At 33.9% G+C, this 19,280-nt stretch carries 18 protein-coding genes; 8 read left to right on the top strand and 10 right to left on the bottom strand.

Annotation, left to right across the window (positions count from 1 at the left end):
- Window positions 1-36 precede the first annotated feature (36 nt).
- Window positions 37-759: a hypothetical protein gene (locus ACNQF6_RS15065; protein WP_417966768.1), complete on the top strand. Its 723-nt coding sequence runs from the start codon at window positions 37-39 to the stop codon at window positions 757-759.
- Window positions 760-770: 11 nt separating this feature from the next.
- On the opposite strand, the gene ACNQF6_RS15060 is transcribed toward ACNQF6_RS15065, so the two are convergent.
- The 7 genes from ACNQF6_RS15060 to ACNQF6_RS15030 form a co-directional block, all read right to left on the bottom strand.
- Entirely contained in the window at window positions 771-1,472 is a 702-nt protein-coding gene (locus ACNQF6_RS15060; protein ID WP_417966766.1) for a hypothetical protein, read from the bottom strand.
- 71 nt (window positions 1,473-1,543) lie between these two features.
- A complete protein-coding gene (locus ACNQF6_RS15055; RefSeq protein ID WP_417966763.1) occupies window positions 1,544-2,680 on the bottom strand; it encodes a retropepsin-like aspartic protease in 1,137 nt (378 codons plus the stop codon).
- On the bottom strand, window positions 2,677-3,330 hold the full coding sequence (locus tag ACNQF6_RS15050; RefSeq protein ID WP_417966761.1) for a hypothetical protein: 654 nt from the start codon (window positions 3,328-3,330) through the stop codon (window positions 2,677-2,679). Before ACNQF6_RS15050 ends, ACNQF6_RS15055 begins: the two co-directional genes overlap by 4 nt.
- Window positions 3,331-3,444: 114 nt before the next feature.
- A complete protein-coding gene (locus tag ACNQF6_RS15045; RefSeq protein ID WP_417966759.1) occupies window positions 3,445-5,292 on the bottom strand; it encodes an ABC transporter ATP-binding protein in 1,848 nt (615 codons plus the stop codon).
- Between the two features lie 80 nt (window positions 5,293-5,372).
- Entirely contained in the window at window positions 5,373-7,100 is a 1,728-nt protein-coding gene (locus ACNQF6_RS15040; RefSeq protein ID WP_417966758.1) for a phospho-sugar mutase, read from the bottom strand.
- Between the two features lie 181 nt (window positions 7,101-7,281).
- The gene (locus ACNQF6_RS15035) at window positions 7,282-8,241 is read right to left on the bottom strand and encodes a glycosyltransferase family 2 protein (protein WP_417966757.1); all 960 of its coding nucleotides are present in this window, start codon (window positions 8,239-8,241) and stop codon (window positions 7,282-7,284) included.
- Window positions 8,242-8,247: 6 nt separating this feature from the next.
- Entirely contained in the window at window positions 8,248-8,781 is a 534-nt protein-coding gene (locus tag ACNQF6_RS15030; RefSeq protein ID WP_417966755.1) for a DUF4199 domain-containing protein, read from the bottom strand.
- A 240-nt stretch (window positions 8,782-9,021) separates the two neighbouring features.
- Here ACNQF6_RS15030 and ACNQF6_RS15025 point away from each other — a divergent pair, with 240 nt between their 5' ends.
- The 3 genes from ACNQF6_RS15025 (at window position 9,022) to ACNQF6_RS15015 (ending at window position 12,443) form a co-directional block, all read left to right on the top strand.
- Entirely contained in the window at window positions 9,022-9,273 is a 252-nt protein-coding gene (locus ACNQF6_RS15025) for a type B 50S ribosomal protein L31 (protein WP_039109118.1), read from the top strand.
- Between the two features lie 163 nt (window positions 9,274-9,436).
- A complete protein-coding gene (locus ACNQF6_RS15020; RefSeq protein ID WP_417966754.1) occupies window positions 9,437-10,612 on the top strand; it encodes a GlmU family protein in 1,176 nt (391 codons plus the stop codon).
- Between the two features lie 196 nt (window positions 10,613-10,808).
- Entirely contained in the window at window positions 10,809-12,443 is a 1,635-nt protein-coding gene (locus ACNQF6_RS15015) for an ABC-F family ATP-binding cassette domain-containing protein (RefSeq protein WP_417966751.1), read from the top strand.
- A gap of 65 nt (window positions 12,444-12,508) precedes the next feature.
- Here the strand turns inward: ACNQF6_RS15015 and ACNQF6_RS15010 are convergent, their stop codons facing one another.
- Window positions 12,509-12,793 (bottom strand): GNAT family N-acetyltransferase, encoded by a 285-nt coding sequence (locus ACNQF6_RS15010; RefSeq protein WP_417966816.1) that lies wholly within the window; start codon window positions 12,791-12,793, stop codon window positions 12,509-12,511.
- 29 nt (window positions 12,794-12,822) lie between these two features.
- Window positions 12,823-13,539, bottom strand: a complete 717-nt coding sequence (locus ACNQF6_RS15005) for a pirin family protein (protein ID WP_417966750.1) — start codon at window positions 13,537-13,539, stop codon at window positions 12,823-12,825.
- Between the two features lie 113 nt (window positions 13,540-13,652).
- On the opposite strand from ACNQF6_RS15005, the gene ACNQF6_RS15000 reads away from it, so the two are divergent.
- Window positions 13,653-14,321 (top strand): alpha/beta hydrolase, encoded by a 669-nt coding sequence (locus ACNQF6_RS15000; protein WP_417966749.1) that lies wholly within the window; start codon window positions 13,653-13,655, stop codon window positions 14,319-14,321.
- A gap of 41 nt (window positions 14,322-14,362) precedes the next feature.
- Window positions 14,363-15,256: a lytic transglycosylase domain-containing protein gene (locus ACNQF6_RS14995; protein ID WP_417966747.1), complete on the top strand. Its 894-nt coding sequence runs from the start codon at window positions 14,363-14,365 to the stop codon at window positions 15,254-15,256.
- A 109-nt stretch (window positions 15,257-15,365) separates the two neighbouring features.
- Here ACNQF6_RS14995 and ACNQF6_RS14990 read toward each other — a convergent pair whose 3' ends face one another.
- Entirely contained in the window at window positions 15,366-15,881 is a 516-nt protein-coding gene (locus ACNQF6_RS14990) for a DUF2892 domain-containing protein (protein WP_417966746.1), read from the bottom strand.
- A 164-nt stretch (window positions 15,882-16,045) separates the two neighbouring features.
- On the opposite strand from ACNQF6_RS14990, the gene rpmH reads away from it, so the two are divergent.
- Window positions 16,046-16,207 (top strand): 50S ribosomal protein L34, encoded by a 162-nt coding sequence (gene rpmH, locus ACNQF6_RS14985; RefSeq protein WP_007136275.1) that lies wholly within the window; start codon window positions 16,046-16,048, stop codon window positions 16,205-16,207.
- A gap of 156 nt (window positions 16,208-16,363) precedes the next feature.
- Window positions 16,364-19,219, top strand: a complete 2,856-nt coding sequence (carB, locus tag ACNQF6_RS14980) for a carbamoyl-phosphate synthase large subunit (protein ID WP_417966745.1) — start codon at window positions 16,364-16,366, stop codon at window positions 19,217-19,219.
- Window positions 19,220-19,280: the final 61 nt, after the last annotated feature.

The raw sequence follows: 19,280 nt of genomic DNA, 5'->3' as shown, positions 1-19,280 counted from the left end.
AAAATGATTACATTTGAATTTTAATAGTGCAAAAACATGAAAAAACTACATATCACAATATTAGGAATCGCAATTTTACTTTTGACCAGTTGTAAAGAGGAGGTTGAAAAACCAAAAGTTACTTACGATGGAACAAGTAGAGCTAAAGAACTGGCCAAAACTGATTCTACCCAAATACAAATTGCCGATTTGCCACTTCAAATGGAAGGAACGGATTATTTGATTCATCCTGTTGCGGATTTAAGTATTCGTGAGAAAGGAATAAAATCGAGATATGGCTCTTCCAGCGTGAACGATTTGAGTTTTACAATATCCAATTATGGCGAGTTTGAAATCACCGGTTTTTTGCAGAATTTGAAATTTCAAAAAGTTGATTCAGATTCTATCCGTAAATTGACAGACAAACCTGTTTTGATTCAAACCGCCACGTATTTAAAGTCAGTTGCTGATAAAACCAATAACCAGATTATGGTGTACACGATGGTGGACATGGATACAAATAAAGATGGAAAGTTAGATACCAGTGATATAAAAGCACTGTATTTAAGCGAAATCAGCGGTGAGAAATTCACTAAAATATCCTCTGATTTTCAGGAATTAATCGACTGGAAATTGATTGGTTCTAATAATCGTTTGTACTATAGAACGGTTGAGGACACTAATAAAAACGGAGAGTTTGATAAGAAAGATGTGGTGAATTATTACTATATCGATTTGTCAAAGAAAGAATGGAAAATTATTGGTTACGAGCCAGTTTAGCAGTACTTATTCTAAATCAAAATATCACTTTCCAAGTCTGATTTTTCAATGGTGAAATCAAATCCCAGTTGTTTTACTAATTGAATGACCAGATTTTTATACCAGTTTTCGGATTTGGGATGAATGTATATTTTTTCAATCAATTGACTGATATCTACATTGATTTTAAGTCCCTCATTGATTTTGATGTCACTTTTACCAATGTCAGTGATGATTCGCACTTCGCCTTCATATTGAAAACTTTTTCGTTTGAATAAAAAAGGAAAAAACATATCGTCAAACGGAATGTGCTCTTTTTTGTAATCGATGTAATTTACTTCCCCAATATATTGCTTGAAATTAGTTTCAGGAACTAGCGATTCCTGCAAACGCCCAATTGTGGATTGAATCGCTAAACCCTCGCTGTTTTGCGTGAAAATCTGCCACATGGCAAATGATTCATATTCGTTGATATGCCAACTGCTAATCGCTACTTTTTCCCGATGTGTTTTATAATAGTTTAAAAAGCCAGGATTGTCTATTGATAGTTTTTTTATTTCCTCAAAAGTGGGTTCGCTAAAAGTCCCTTCATATTGATCTTCGAATTTATCGGATCGTGACATAAATAATTTTTCGGACATCAATAAATCTAAGAACTTAGATAAGTCAAGATATTTCCAAACAACAGTGTTTGGATCTTCAGGAAGTTTTATGTTTGGATTATTGATGTACATTTAAATTATTTAATAAAATGGGAATGTAACAAGTAGATTTGATATGTAAAGTTCACCAATTTATTTTAGAATTATGATTTAAGGACTTGTTTTTTTATAATGATTTTTTCTCCATTCAACTTTTCTATTTCATAGTTGTCTTTTTTAAGATTTTCAATTCTCCACAATAAAAAGTCACATTCGTCTTTAAAATCAGTTGCCGTTAAACCATTTATTGATTTTACTTCCTCTTCTGTTTCTAATTCTTTTGCTGAACTTTCGGAATTGTTGTTCTTGCCCATGATTATTAATTTGCCATTTTTCAAATAACAATCGGCATCAAAACTCATTTGTAGAGAAATAGGTTGGTTTGAAAGTTTCAAATAATATTTTGAAATGTCATTGTTTAGTATCAAAATAGAGGATAATTGAGAGAAGAATTTGAGTCCGATTTTATTTTCAATATTTGCTCGAATCTCTATTTTTAAATCGTCAAATCTTTTGTTACCTATAATCAAATTATCAAAACTCAAAGCTTCGTATCTGTTGATTTTTATATTGGAAAGACTCATTGTCAATCGTGAACCAGAAATTATTTCATCTTCATTTTCTTGTTTTAGTTTTTTAAAAAAGGGTTCTTTCTCAGAAACTTCAAAAAAGTCGTTATAACCTAAGTCCACTAAGCAATTTTTGAATACAGTTTCATTGATGCTAAAAGTAGTGAAATGTCTGTTATTTTTATAAGTTATTGGCATCTCAATCATTTCGCTAGTATATTCAAAAGTTGATTTTGATACGTATAAAAGATTTTTTTCAAAATCAATTTTCCAGTTCAGTTTATTGATAGCATTTGCACCTAATAAATAATAATTATTACAAGCCAAAAAAGGCATGTCATATACTACGCTTTTTACTTTTTTAATTTCGAAAGAGCCTATTGTTACTGTTTCAATCATAGCTTCTTTCATGGAGTTTACATCTTCATTACTATCAGTAATATTCTTTTTTCCGGTAATTTTTATATTAGCGCTATTTGCTTTTTCAGCTGTGATTACTCCAATAGCAGCACCTGTGTCTAAAGCAAAGTCAGTTTCGATGCCGTTTATTTGTCCCTTAAAAACTAATAATGAAGATTTAGTTGTAAAAGGGATTGTGTCAATTTTGACAGATTGAGCTTTGCTTAAAAAGGGTAATAAAAACAGCACTGAGAGTAGTAGATTTTTTCTCATTGGTATTGATTTGATTTTTGAGATTTCAATTTTCGTAATGTCCTACCGATGAACATACCACCAATAATTCCCGGTAAACTCCACGCTAAAACTGCGGGTAAAAAAGTGTTATTAATGACAAGGAATGCCGTAAAAGCGGCTATATAAGCTCCGGTCATTCTACCGATATGATTTTTTAATCCATATAATGTATCAGTTACTTTTCCGGTGTAAGCTTTGTATTCAACATAGCATAATCGCATACTAGTAAACCCAAATAAGAAATAGACGATTCCAAATAATTGTTTTGCTAATACATATTTAATTCCAATATAAAAGAAAATCATACTGGAAATAAGCATGAGAGTAGTCAGGATTGTATCGCCTATTTTAGGTTTTTGACCCAGATGAGCCTTCTTTAAATGAATCATTCGATAGCCTGAAATAGACAAGTAAATTGTGAATACGCCTACTATAAAAAGGAATAAGTTAGGATGCACATACGAAAGGTAGAAAGCGCACAAACCAGTTGAAACCATGGCTAAAGTAAATACTTTGCCAAGTTTTTTGTGAATGATATCTCCTTTTTTGCGAATTAAAAGTACGGTTCCCAATAGTAATCCAGTAAACCCGGAAATAATATGAATGGTTAAGAAGATTTTGAAAAGCATATTTTTCAGTATTAAATTAAAAAGGTTGAGTAAATGTATTAGATGTTACTCAACCTTTTTTAAATATTTTACTGAACTGTAATTTTAAGCGTCTGAAGTGTGTTTTGTGGTTGCTTATTCGAAAGATTGCATGGTGACTAATTTATTATACGTGCCATTCATAGCAATAAGTTCCTCATGTTTTCCCTGCTCAACAATTTTCCCTTTTTGCATCACCACAATCAAATCTGCTTTTTGAATTGTAGAAAGACGGTGCGCAATTACTATCGAGGTTCTGTTTTGCATCATGTTTTCCAGTGCTACTTGAACGAATTTTTCACTTTCTGTATCCAATGCTGAAGTGGCTTCATCCAGAATCATAATTGGAGGATTTTTTAAAACTGCTCTGGCAATTGATAGACGTTGTTTTTGTCCACCAGAAAGTTTGTTTCCGCTGTCGCCAATATTTGTATGAATTCCCAGTGGTAAGTCTTTTACAAATTCATAAGCATTGGCAATTTTCAACGCTTCGATGATTTCGGTGTCCGTGGCGTCATGTTTTCCTAAAGCGATATTGGCTTTTATGGTATCATTAAACAAAATACTGTCTTGCGTTACTAATCCCATTAAATCACGAAAAGAGTGCAGGTTCATGTCTTTGATGTCAATTCCATCAATAGCGATTGTACCTTCATTTACATCATAAAAACGAGTCAATAAATTAGCAATGGTACTTTTTCCACTACCGGATTGTCCTACAAGAGCAACAGTTTGTCCTTTTTTAACTTGAAGTGAAAAGTCTTTTAAAACATTCTCTTCTTCGTATCTGAAATTAATATTGTTAATTGTTATACTGTCTTCAAAAGTTAGTTTTTTAACCGCGTTTTCGCTGTCCGTAATTTCATTTTTTACTTCTAGAACTTCAAAAACACGTTGGGCTGCCGCCAATCCATTTTTTACAGAATAAGAGGCTTTAGAAATGGATTTTGCCGGAGTTAGAATGTTATAGGCAAGACCCATGTAAGCTAGGAATTTAGCTCCATCAAGTAGTGCTTTTCCATTAGGAAGCGTGTCTACAAGTACCATTTTTCCACCAAACCAAAGCAATACACAAATTGTAATAATTCCTAAGAACTCACTTAATGGCGTAGCTAAGTTGTTCTTTTTTCCGATACTATTAGATAATTTTAAAACTCGGGTAACTGAATCATTAAATTTTTCTTTAAAATTTGATTCCGCATTGTAACTCTTAACAACTTTTAGTCCTGATAACGATTCTTCTACAATTGAAATTAGATAGCCATTTTCATATTGTACTCTCTCGGATTTGCTGCGCAATGACTTACCAATTTTTGATATTAATAGTCCTGATAGAGGGATGAAAATAAAGACAAACAAGGTCAATTTGAAACTGATTGCAATCATTCCAACCAGGGTGAATATGATAGTCATTGGTTCCTTTACTATCAATTCTAGGATAGAAAAAAAAGAATTTTGAACCTCATTTACATCACCTAACATTCGAGCCATTATATCTCCTTTTCTTTTTTCAGAATAGTAAGAAACAGGTAAGTTGATGATTTTGTTGTACATTGAATTTCTTAAATCCTTTAATACACCATTTTTAAGATGCATCAAATGATTGGATGCTAGGTAATTAAATAGATTTTTTAACAGGAAAGTGATGCTTACTATACCTATAACTAGCAGCAGCGCAAATTCAGGACCATGCTCGTCTGTTAGTTGTGTGATGTTATAGTATAAGTATTCTTTAGAGAATTTGATAATATCAAAAATAGATTCTAAAACAGGTTTTTTGTTGATTTTTTCACTTGTGCCAAAAAGGACATCCATCATAGGGATTAATGCAATAAAAGACAAAGTACTAAATAGTGCGTAAAAAATATTGAATATTACATTCCAAACCATATGAGAACGATATGGTTTTGTGAAAGGAATAATTTTTTTGAAATTTGAGTCCATTTAAGTTGTTTTTTTATCATCAAGACCCGATAAGTTCTCTACTTATCGGGTCTGTCTGAAAAATCAATTTTGTTTTTTTATTAATTCAATTGCATTGAAGTAATAATATTTTTTATTTTATTGTCCAAAATGCTTTCTACTTCATTGAAATCTGCTACTGAATCCAATTCCGTATTTACACTGATGTAGAATTTTATTTTAGGTTCCGTTCCACTAGGTCTGGCGCAAATTTTAGAACCATCTTCAGTGTAGTAAATCAATACATTCGATTTTGGGATTTCCATTTTAGTTTCTTCATCAGTAAGCAAGTTTTTTGCTATTGAAGATTGGTAATCCTCCACCATAACAACTCGCTGTCCGTTGATTTCTTTCAATGGATTTTCACGTAAATCAATCATCATCTGATTAATTTCCTGTAAACCATCCATCCCTTTTTTAGTTAATGAAACTAAGTATTCTTTGTAAAAACCGTTATCAACATACAGTTGTAGTAATTCTTTGTAAACCGTGCTTCCTTTTGCTTTGGCTTGAGCCGCAACTTCGCAAATCAATAAAGTAGCTGCAACAGCATCTTTATCACGTACGGCATCGCCTACCATATAACCAAAACTTTCTTCGCCACCACCAATGAATTCCAACTCAGGAAAATCCTTAATCATCTTGGCAATCCATTTGAAACCAGTCAAACCAACTTTGCATTCTACACCGTAGTTTGTCGCTAATTCCATCATCATAGGAGTCGAAACGATTGTTGAACCCACGAATTGTTTACCATTGATTTTACCCGCTTTTTTCCATTGTTCCAATAAAAAGGCAGTCATCAAAATCATCGTTTGATTTCCGTTAAGCAGCGTCATTTTACCTTCGTTGTTTCTAACGGCAATTCCTAAACGGTCACAATCTGGATCAGTCCCAATTACAATATCTGAATTCGTTTTATCTGCTAATGCCAATGCCATTGTCAATGCTTCCGGCTCTTCTGGATTTGGAGATTTAACAGTTGGGAAATCACCATTTGGCACTCTTTGTTCTTCAACAATATTCACGTTAGGATAACCCGCTTGCGATAAGGTATCAGGAACTAATTTTATAGAGGTTCCGTGCAAAGAGGTAAAAACGATGTTCAGATTTTCTTTGGCTTCAGCCGAAGTTCCAAAACTCGCATTTTCGATAGTCGATTTGATAAAAGCTTCATCAACTTCCGTATCTATATAATGTATCAAATCCTCATTGGCAGTAAACTTGATTTGATTGTAATTTAAATTCTCAATAAGGTTGATAATTCCCTCATCTTCCGGCGGTACAATTTGTCCACCATCTTGCCAGTATACTTTGTATCCGTTATATTCTGGTGGATTGTGTGATGCCGTAAGAACGATTCCGCACTGACAGCCTAAATGTTTCACTGCAAATGACAATTCTGGAGTAGGTCTCAATTCCGAAAACAAATACACTTCAATACCGTTAGCCGAGAAAACATCAGCAACTAATTTGGCCAACGTATCACTATTATGACGACAATCATAAGCAATAACGGCTTTCAAAGGTTGGTTAGGAAATGCAGTATGCAAGTAATCCGAAAGTCCTTGTGTGCTTTTCCCAAGCGTATATTTATTGATACGATTGTTTCCTACACCCATAACTCCGCGCATTCCACCCGTTCCAAATTCAAGATTTTTATAAAAACTCTCTTCCAGTTCTTTAGGCGATGTAGTCATCAATTCCTTGATAGCTTCCTTAGTAGCGGTGTCAAATGTTGGCGTAAGCCACTCATTTACTGCGTCCAAAATGTTTTGTTTGATATCCATTCTATATGTTTTTTAGTTTCTAAATTCGTTATTAAAATTTAAATCTAGTTGTTTTGTTTTAGGAGCTATATCCTGCTATCCGCTGTATCTTTTTCTTTTTTTAAAGAAAAAAAAGAAAGAGGATGCCGCTATTATCAGGGCTAGGTATTGTGCAAACGAGAACTTTTTCGTTTACATAAATTTATAAAAAATTAACCTCGCTTGATACTTTATAACGCTCTTCATTGTTTTTTGTTCGCAAAATTATTTCGCCAAGAAATCCGGCCAAAAATAATTGTGTTCCCAAAACCATTGTCGTAAGTGCAATATAAAACCAAGGGTTATTTGTAACCAGACTATAACGCATGTCATTATACATATGGTATAGTTTTGAAACACCAATGTAACCGGCAAGCATAAAACCAATGATGAACATTAACGATCCCATGGCACCAAATAAATGCATCGGTCTTTTTCCAAAACGGGAAAGAAACCAAATGGTAATTAAATCCAAGAAACCATTGATGAAACGTTCCATTCCAAATTTAGTTTCACCATATTTTCTGGCTTGATGTTGTACTACCTTTTCGCCAATTTTTCCAAAACCGGCATTTTTTGCCAAAACCGGAATGTATCGGTGCATTTCACCTGATACTTCAATGTTTTTTACGACAATATTTTTGTAGGCTTTCAATCCGCAATTGAAATCGTTCAATTCCACTCCAGATGTTTTTCTCGCCGCCCAATTGAACAATTTAGAAGGCAAGTTTTTTGCCACCACGGAGTCGTAGCGTTTCTTTTTCCATCCGGAAACTAAATCATATTTTCCGTTGGTAATCATGTCGTATAAACCTGGAATTTCCTCTGGGCTGTCTTGCAAATCAGCATCCATAGTGATGATGACATCGCCTTTTGCTTTTGCAAAACCAGCATGCAACGCTTGTGATTTTCCGAAATTTTTCATAAAACGAACCCCTTTTACATGAGGGTTCTCTTGTGCAAATCCTTCGATAATAGTCCATGAATTATCTGTACTACCATCATCCAAAAAAATGATTTCGTACGAATAATTATGAGATTGCATCACTTTGATGATCCAGTTGTAGAGTTCATTAAGTGATTCCTCTTCATTAAGAAGCGGTATGAGTATAGATAAATTCATTAATTTTTATTCTTGAGAAGATCTTCTAGTTTTGAAAAATGCGGCCATAACAAGACCAAAGATGGAACTAAATACAAGATTAGTAAAAAAGCCTTTCAACTGCGCAGCAATATCATACGGACTATTTTCTTTCATGCCTTTAATTGCATCGTTTATTGCTGATGATGGTGCGTTAAATTTTTGCATCATATTGACAGTATATTTTATTGTGAGTTCTTCCAAAGATTCTTTCGCCGAAGGATCGATAAAATTCCATAATACCACATTGAAAACTGTTGCAATCAAAAGGCCGACAACTGCATAAATGAAATAAGTTGTAAAAGCTTCTTTGAATGAAAAATCTGTTTGAATTTCTTTTTTTGTTTTAGAAAGTAGTAAGATTGAAAGAATAAGTGAAGAAACGATTACAATTACAAAAATCCAAGGTTTAAGAAACAAATTTAAATCAATAGCATAGATAGTAGCGGTTATTAAGCAAGAAATAATGCCACTAACAACACCAAAAGTTATTCCATTCTTTTTAATAATTTCATTTATCATTGTTGTTGTTTTAGAATTAATCCACAAATATAACAATTCCCAATATATTCGAAGCTAAAAATCGCTTTTTACGATTATATAAAAAAAGTGATGCAAAGATTTGTTTATTGAAAAATAATTGTAAATTTGCAAACTCAAAATAATATTGTAAAACAAAAAGTTATAAGGAGTTTATACCTTTTCTGTTAGAAGAAAAGCTTCAAGACAAATTATAATTAACAAATAAAAAAGATTAACAAGATGAAAAAAGGAATTCACCCAGAAAATTACAGATTAGTTGCATTTAAAGACATGTCAAATGACGAAGTTTTTATCACTAAATCTACTGCAGATACAAGAGAAACATTAACAGTTGATGGTGTTGAATACCCAGTTGTAAAAATGGAGATCTCTAGAACTTCTCACCCTTTTTACACAGGTAAATCTAAACTTATTGATACTGCAGGTCGTATTGATAAATTCAAAACTAAATACGCTAAACACGTTAAATAATTTTAACTTGTTTTCAAATATATCAAAGCCTTCCTTTTTGGAGGGCTTTTTTATTTATTTATTTGAAAACTTTGTAACTTTGGTGTCAATATTATTAAAACGGTAGATTGATGAAATTTATTTTCTAATCAAAAAATAACCGAATCAACAAATAAAAAATTTTATGAATTACATACTTTTTGACGGACCTTCCAGAAATTCCTTGTTGCCTTTTACATTCACCCGTCCCGTTGCCGATATTCTTATTGGAATTATGACCATTCGTCAAAAATGGGAAATACATCTGGGCTCTACTACAACTACGTTGACAGAGGAGTATTTATCAGAAAAATTTCCAATGGTAGAGTTAGAGGTAAATGTTATGATAAACGCTTCCTTTCTTCCTAATGCTGTTTTGGCTGAAATGGTTAGTAACCTGGAATCCAATCAGGCAATTTTCAAAGGCGATGAAGTAATTGCTTTTTATACTACGGAAGAACAAGAAGAAGTTGATTTTGATTCTTATGAAATTTTAGAGTACAATGATGATTGTTTAACGGTTCAAAACACTTGGGATATTTTCTCTAAAAATGATGCAGCCATTCGGGAAGATTTCGAAATCTTAACAGAAGACCGAAGATCTCAGCCTATTCCAAAAAGCGTTAACGTAATTGCACCTGAAAATATATTTATAGAAGAAGGAGCGAAGTTAGAATTTGTGACTTTAAATGCTTCTGCTGGTCCTATTTATATTGGTAAAGATGCTGAAATCATGGAAGGTTCCGTAATCAGAGGACCTTTTGCCTTGTGCGAAAATGCGCAAGTGAAAATGGCTTCAAAAGTATATGGTGCTACAACCGTAGGACCTTATTCCAGAATTGGTGGTGAAGTTAATAATTCGGTATTGTTTGGGTATTCTAATAAAGGTCACGACGGATTTTTAGGAAATTCTGTTCTTGGGGAATGGTGCAATATTGGAGCGGACAGTAATAATTCTAATCTAAAGAATAATTACGAAGAAGTAAAATTGTGGAGTTATGAAACGGAAGGTTTTGCTAAAACCGGTCTTCAGTTTTGCGGATTGATGATGGGAGATCATAGTAAATGCGGCATTAACACGATGTTCAATACGGGAACAGTTGTAGGGGTGAGTGCTAATATTTTTGGTAGCGGATTTCCACGCAATTTTGTGCCTAGCTTTTCTTGGGGTGGCGCTTCTGGTTTTACCACTTATGTTACCAAAAAAGCTTTTGAAACAGCTCGATTAGTAATGAGTCGCAGAAACGTAGATTTTGATGAAAGAGAAGCTGCTATTTTAGAACATGTTTTCGAGGAAACAAAAAAGTGGAGGAAAGAGTAATATGATATAAAATCATTTTAAAGAGTGAAAGTATGGATCTGAAAAGGGATTGTAAGAAATTTGAAATAATAATTTCTTATAATCCCTTTTCCAAATTGTCTAATTATCAATTTAATCTATCTTTGCACTTTCAAAAAATGTTCAAAGCCCAAACTATAACTTTAAACATTTTGACATTAAACTTTAAACAAAAATAATGATTACAGTTAACGATATTTCGGTGCAATTTGGAGGTACTACACTTTTTAGTGATGTCTCTTTTGCTATAAATGAAAATGATAAAATTGCCCTAATGGGTAAAAATGGAGCAGGAAAATCGACGCTTCTTAAGATAATTGCGGGCCAAAGCAAACCCTCAACCGGTAATATTTCGGCACCAAAAGATGCTGTTGTGGCCTATTTACCACAGCATTTATTAACAACAGATGGGGCTACGGTGATGGAAGAAACTTCGAAAGCCTTTGGAGAAGTTTTTGCAATGAAAGCAGAAATCGATGAAATCAATGAGCAATTGACGATTCGTACGGATTATGAAAGTGATGCGTACATGAAATTAATCGAAAGAGTTTCGGACTTAAGTGAAAAATTTTATGCAATCGAAGAAATAAATTATGAATCCGAAGTTGAGAAAATTCTAATCGGTTTAGGATTTGTTCGCGAAGATTTTAGCCGTCAAACTACAGAATTTTCTGGAGGTTGGAGAATGCGAATTGAACTCGCTAAAATCCTATTACAAAAACCAGATTTAATTTTGCTAGATGAGCCTACCAACCACATGGATATCGAAAGTATTCAATGGTTAGAGGATTTTTTGATTAATTCAGCTAAAGCTGTCGTAGTTATTTCACACGATAGAGCTTTTGTAGATAATATTACCAATCGGACTATTGAAGTAACGATGGGACGTATTTATGATTATAAAGCCAAGTATTCTCATTATTTAGAATTAAGAAAAGACAGAAGGGTGCACCAGCAAAAAGCGTATGACGAGCAGCAACGCATGATTGCGGATAACAGGACTTTTATTGACCGTTTTAAAGGCACATTTTCTAAAACCGATGCTGTACAATCCCGTGTAAAAATGCTGGAGAAACTGGTGATTGTTCAGGTTGATGAGGTAGATACCTCGGCTTTGAAATTAAAATTTCCACCTGCAGCGCGTTCCGGACAATATCCTGTAATTGTTAAAGAATTGTCTAAATCATACGGAGATCATGTGGTTTTCAAAGATGCCAATATGGTTATTGAAAGAGGGGAAAAAGTAGCTTTTGTAGGGAAAAATGGGGAAGGAAAATCGACGATGATCAAAGCCATTATGAAAGAAATAGAAATAAATGGCGGTAGTTTAGAGATTGGTCATAATGCGCAAATTGGTTATTTTGCTCAAAACCAAGCTTCTTTACTAGATGAAAATGCTACTATTTTTGAAACTATTGATGATATTGCCGTTGGCGATGTGAGAACTAAAATAAAAGATATTCTGGGTGCATTTATGTTTCAGGGTGATGATGTGACCAAAAAAGTAAAAGTACTTTCCGGTGGGGAAAAAACCCGTTTGGCAATGATTAAACTATTATTGGAACCCGTGAATCTATTGATTCTGGATGAGCCTTCGAATCACTTGGATATGAAAACTAAAGATATTATCAAAGATGCCTTGCGAGATTTTGACGGAACTTTAATATTAGTTTCCCACGACAGAGATTTCTTGGATGGATTGGCGACCAAAGTTTTCGAGTTTGGAAACAAAAGAGTAGTAGAACATTTTGAAGATATCACCGGTTTCTTAGCCAACAAGAAAATGGATAGCATGAGAGAAATAGAGAAATAATTTTCTCAAACTCTTTATAAATCAAAATCGGCTGTATTCTAAAATACAGCCGATTTTTTTTTTTGTTACAGTCTAATTCCTGGAGGAAGTAACTCTTTGTAAATAGGATTTTTTTTGAAAAACACCACTATTTTTGGAAGAATAGGAACCACTTTTAATTTTCTTTCAATAGCAATTTCCATAATGTTTTTCAGGAAATTTGAAATAAATTCTTCATCTTCAAAAGATTCAGGTGTATTTATTTTTGTTAAGAATATTTTCTTCTCCTGAAAAGAATATTCGACAGAAACTAATCCTTGATCTACTATAGTTTCAAATTGTCTTGAAAAAGTATTGTCTTTGATTTCCATAGTGATTGTTGTACCCATACTAATTAACGCTAATTCATTGGCACTTCTACCAAGAGTATTTTTGATTTGGTAATGATTTTAATTTCGAATTGATTAAAATCATTTATTCCCATGGCATCTCTTGCCTTCAAGGTTTGATTATTCACTTCTATTTCGCCTTCAAGCAAAAATAAATAAACACCATTTTTGGGGATTTTAACCTCATATTTAGTTATGGTATTGCTATCGAAAATGCCTAAATGGAAAAAGGTTTTTTGGTAAACCCAAAGTGTATTTTCGTCATTTTTATCCTTTGGTGAAACTATATTTACAAAGGTATTGATTTGGTTTTCAATATCAAATGATTTTTGGTCATATCTTGGAGTCACGTTTTCGGTATCAGGAAAAACCCATAATTGCAGTGTTTTTGCTTCGTCTTTTTGGCTGGCATTCATTTCAGAATGTTCTACTCCAGATCCGGCACTCATTACCTGTACTTCTCCAAAACCAATGACGCCCTCGTTTCCCATACTATCCTTATGCATCAATCCGCCTTCGAGTGGAATAGTGATGATTTCCATGTTGGCGTGGCTGTGTGTGCCAAAACCTGTTCCACCCGCAATAGTATCGTCATTTAGAACGCGTAACATTCCAAATTGTACCCGTTCTGGATTGAAATAATTTCCGAAAGAAAATGAGAAATTGGCTTTAAGCCATCCAAAACTGGCCTTACCTCTTGTATTTGATTCAAATAGTTGTGTAGTCATAAATTATTGATAATATAAAGTAAAAAGTGAATAGGGTTTGGATAAAAAAATTAATTTTATACAAAATTCGCCATAAAAAAGCGGAATGTTGTTATAAAATCGTTAAAACAATTATGAGTAAAATCCCTGTGTATCTAATGCCTGGTTTGGCGTCAAGTGCTGCTATTTTTGAGCGTATTATACTTCCTGAAGACGAGTTTGAAATCTATTTATTAGAGTGGGAAATTCCTTTGGACAATGAATCTTTAGCGGGTTATGCGAAGCGGATGGCGGAAAAAATAAAACATGAGCATTCTGTTTTGATTGGTGTTTCGTTTGGAGGTATTTTGGTACAGGAAATGGCAAAACATGTGGTGGCACGCAAAGTTATTATTATTTCGAGTGTACGATGTAATGCTGAATTTCCTCGAAGATTAAAAATTGCTAAAACTACTAAGGCCTATAAACTGATTCCGATGAGTTTATTTACAAATATTGAAAGCCTGGCTAAGTTTTCCTTTGGCGAAAAAGTAAATCAAAGACTTAAACTTTACGAGAAATTTCTCTCGGTTCGGGATATTCGGTATTTGAATTGGGCAGTAGAGCAAGTGATTTTATGGGGCAGAACCATTATTGATGAAAATGTAATTCACATTCACGGAGACGCTGACGATGTGTTTCCTATAAAATATATCAAGAATTGTATCGTTGTAAAAGGAGGGACGCACATCATGATTTTGAACAAGTACAAATGGTTGAATGAAAATTTGCCTTCCATTATATTGGGAACAGAAAAGCAGTAAACGCACTTTTATAGCTATATGAAAGGTCTAAAAAAGAAACGATGAAAATGATAAATAAAGTTGCCATAATTCTAACCGTGATTTTTACGAGTAGTGTATTTATTTTTGCTGCTAAAAATCCGTCAGAGGAAAAAGAGGTGACAAAAGAAATTGCTGCTAATTTCCCTGTAAAATTAGATTTCGCGGGTGAAGAAACACCATTGAAAATAGCAGATGTTAAAGAGCGTTTTGATAGAGAATTACTGGTAAATGTAAATCTCCATGCGTCCACTATTTTGGCTATAAAAAGAGCAAATCGTGCTTTTCCTGTAATCGAGCCTATTTTAAAAAAGAATGGAGTTCCAGATGATTTTAAATATCTGGCTGTTATAGAAAGTGGCTTGGTCAATGTGATTTCACCTGCAGGAGCAAGAGGAATTTGGCAATTTATGCCGGAAACGGCCAAAGAACGCGGAATGGAAGTCAATGAAAATGTCGATCAGCGCTATGATTTAGAAAAATCAACCCAGGCGGCCTGCAGTTATTTTTTAAGTGCAAAAGGAAAATTTGGAAGCTGGACTTTGGCGGCAGCCTCTTATAACGGAGGAATGACAGGTGTGAATAAACAAATTGACATTCAAAAAGTGACTAATTATTATGATTTGTTGCTTACCGAAGAAACGTCTCGCTATGTTTTCAGGATTTTAGCCTTGAAAGAGATTATGGAAAATCCCCTAAAATATGGTTTTACCATTGCTCCTGATGACTTGTATGGAATCTTACCGACCAAGAAAATTGAAATTGATAGCACTATTACAGATTTGGCTGCTTTTGCAAAAGGGCAAGGGATTAACTATAAGATTTTGAAAATTCACAATCCTTGGTTGAGAGAAACAAAATTGTTGAATGATACCGGTAAAAAATATCAAATCGAAATTCCGTTAAAAGGATATTAATAATTTTTTGAACCATATAGGTAATTAAGGAAAGATATAAAATTGACTTATTAGGACAAAAAAAGGGTCAAATGTGTATCATTTGACCCTTTTTAGATAATTATAAAAATTATATTTTCTTCATTTGTTCTTTCATCATGACAATTTGATCTTTCAACATATTCTGTTTGTCTAATTTTTTAGCTTCGTTCAATAAGGAAGTTGCTTCAAGTTTACGACGACGTGTCATGGCAACTCCAGCTAAATTTAATTTGGCTACAGCCAAATCCATATCCATTGATAGTCCTAGTTCAATTGCTTTCTTGAAATATTTCTCCGCTTGATTGATATTCGTTTGCGAAAGCATGATTCCGTGAAGGTAATTAAAGTATCCTTGTTGTTTTTGAACTAAAGCTGTTTCCGGGTTTTTGATGTAAGTCAACCATTTTTTTGCCCCTTCAAAATCTTGTTTTCTTAGTTTTAAGAAAGCTAATAAGATGAATTCGTTTTTAAAGTAAAGGAAAATTGGAATTGCACTCAATAATATAAGGAAAATTCCATTACCGATATTACTTTCTGTAAATTGCCAAATGCCAGTAATGATAATTAGTCCGGCGATAATAAGTTTAATATTTCTGTGAAACATAGTGTGATTATTTTAAGATCACAAATATAGTAAAATGAATTGAAAATATTTTTACAAAACTACTTGTGAGAAAAAAAAGTCTTTGTATATTTGCACTCGGTTTTAGAATAACAGTTATTCAAAAATAGGAAGACATATAAATAAGATTTTAAAGATACAAAGCAATGAGCAAAAGAACGTTTCAACCATCGAAAAGAAAAAGAAGAAATAAGCACGGATTTATGGACAGAATGGCTTCTGCTAATGGAAGAAAAGTTCTTGCGCGTAGAAGAGCTAAAGGAAGACATAAATTGACTGTTTCTTGCGAACCAAGACACAAAAAATAATGTTTCTATAAACATAAATAAGGCGTTACTTTTTTTAGTATCGCCTTTTTTTATACCTATTCGTTAAAAATGTTTAAGATTTACAGTTAAAGGGTTTGAGTTCAGTAACTTTAATCTTTTGAAGACAACAACTACACAACACAATACTACCATACAATGCCAAAAGATACATCTATAAAATCAGTTTTAATAATAGGTTCAGGTCCTATTGTTATTGGTCAAGCGTGCGAATTTGATTATGCAGGATCACAATCTGCCCGTTCTATTCGTGAAGAAGGAATTGAAGTTATTTTGATAAACTCCAATCCGGCAACGATTATGACCGACCCATCCATGGCCGATCATGTTTATTTGAAGCCATTAACGACGAAATCAATTATCGAAATCCTTAAAGCACACCCTCAAATCGATGCCGTTTTACCTACAATGGGTGGACAAACCGCTTTGAACTTATGTCTAGAAGCAGATGAAAAAGGAATTTGGGAAGATTTTGGAGTACGATTAATTGGGGTTGATGTAAATGCCATTAATATTACCGAAGACAGAGAGCAATTCAAACAATTGCTTCATAAAATAAATGTTCCTACAGCACCAGCAAAAACAGCTACTTCTTTCTTAGAAGGGAAAGAAATTGCACAAGAATTTGGTTTCCCTTTAGTAATTCGTCCTTCGTTTACATTAGGTGGAACTGGAGCAGCTTTCGTTCATACCAAAGAAGAGTTTGACGAAAAACTTTCTTACGGATTAGAAATGTCGCCTATTCACGAAGTATTGATCGATAAAGCTTTAATAGGTTGGAAAGAATACGAATTGGAATTGTTGAGAGATAAAAACGACAATGTTGTTATTATCTGTTCTATCGAAAATATGGATCCAATGGGAATTCATACCGGAGATTCCATCACGGTTGCACCAGCAATGACATTATCAGATACGACTTTCCAAAAGTTACGTGATATGGCCATTTTGATGATGCGCAGTATCGGTAATTTTGCAGGAGGTTGTAATGTACAGTTTGCTGTTTCACCAGACGAAAAAGAAGATATCGTAGCGATTGAAATCAATCCTCGTGTATCTCGTTCATCCGCTTTGGCATCAAAAGCAACGGGTTATCCTATTGCAAAAATTGCTTCTAAACTGGCTTTAGGATACAACTTAGATGAATTACAAAATCAAATTACAAAATCAACTTCGGCTTTATTCGAACCAACTTTGGATTATGTGATTGTAAAAATACCACGTTGGAACTTTGATAAATTTGAAGGAGCTGACAGAACGTTGGGACTTCAAATGAAATCCGTTGGTGAAGTAATGGGAATTGGGCGCTCGTTCCAAGAAGCCTTGCACAAAGCGACTCAGTCATTGGAAATTAAAAGAAATGGTTTAGGAGCTGATGGAAAAGGATATACCAATTATGAGCAAATTATAGAGAAATTGACTTTTGCAAGTTGGGATCGTGTTTTCGTTATTTATGATGCTATCGCCATGGGAATTCCATTGAGTCGTATTCATGAAATTACCAGAATCGATATGTGGTTCTTGAAACAATACGAAGAATTATATGTTTTAGATAAAGAGATTTCTAAATATACTGTAGAAACTTTACCAAGAGAATTGCTCTTGGAAGCCAAACAAAAAGGGTTTGCCGACAGACAAATTGCACACATGATGAGTTGCAAGGAAAGCCAAGTACATACGTTGCGTACTGAAATGAACATCAACCGAGTGTTCAAATTGGTAGATACTTGTGCGGCAGAATTTAAAGCTAAAACACCATATTATTATTCGACTTTTGAGGCCGAAATAGAAAAAGCAGACGGAACACGTTACGTTGACAACGAAAGTGTTGTAACAGACAAAAAGAAAGTTATTGTTTTGGGTTCAGGACCCAACCGAATTGGACAAGGAATTGAATTTGATTATTCTTGTGTTCACGGCGTTTTGGCGGCTAAAGAATGTGGGTATGAAACCATTATGATTAACTGTAATCCAGAAACAGTTTCGACTGATTTTGATACAGCGGATAAATTATATTTCGAACCTGTATTTTGGGAACATATTTACGACATCATCCAACACGAAAAACCAGAAGGGGTTATCGTGCAATTAGGAGGTCAAACTGCCTTGAAATTAGCCGAAAAACTGTCTAAATACGGAGTGAAAATCATAGGGACCAGTTTTGACGCTTTGGATTTAGCCGAAGATAGAGGACGTTTCTCTGATTTGTTAACCGAATTAAATATTCCTTTCCCACAATTCGGAATTGCTGAAACGGCGGATGAAGCCTCTGCTTTAGCAGATACTTTAGATTTTCCATTATTGATTCGTCCTTCTTATGTATTAGGAGGTCAGGGAATGAAAATCGTAATCAACAAAAAAGAGTTGGAAGAGCACGTTATCAACTTATTGAAATCGATTCCAGGTAACAAATTGCTGTTAGACCATTATTTGGCAGGAGCAATCGAAGCCGAAGCAGATGCGATTTGCGATGCAGACGGAAATGTATATATCATCGGAATTATGGAGCATATCGAACCATGTGGAGTGCACTCGGGCGATTCTAATGCAACTTTACCACCATTCAATTTAGGGGAATTTGTGATGCAGCAAATAAAAGATCATACCGAAAAAATTGCAAGAGCTTTGAAAACGGTTGGATTAATCAACATTCAGTTTGCTATTAAAGACGATACGGTTTATATTATCGAAGCCAATCCTAGAGCATCTCGTACGGTTCCATTTATTGCAAAAGCATACGGAGAACCTTATGTGAACTATGCTACCAAAGTGATGTTAGGACACAATAAAGTAACCGATTTTACTTTTAACCCACAGTTGAAAGGATATGCTATTAAACAACCGGTTTTCTCTTTCAGCAAGTTCCAAAATGTGAATAAAGCATTAGGGCCAGAAATGAAATCAACAGGAGAAAGCATCTTGTTTATTGATGACTTAAAAGACGATCAGTTCTACGAGTTGTACTCTAGAAGAAAAATGTATTTGAGTAAATAAGCTTGAGTTTATATATTGAAAAAGCCCCGTTTGGGGCTTTTTTTATGGAATGTGTTTTGTG

The sequence above is a fragment of the Flavobacterium pasteuri genome (assembly GCF_048286615.1).
Classification (GTDB): Bacteria; Bacteroidota; Bacteroidia; order Flavobacteriales; family Flavobacteriaceae; genus Flavobacterium.
The sequence above is the reverse complement of the archived record's forward strand: the minus strand, read 5'-3'. Positions and strand labels throughout refer to the sequence as shown.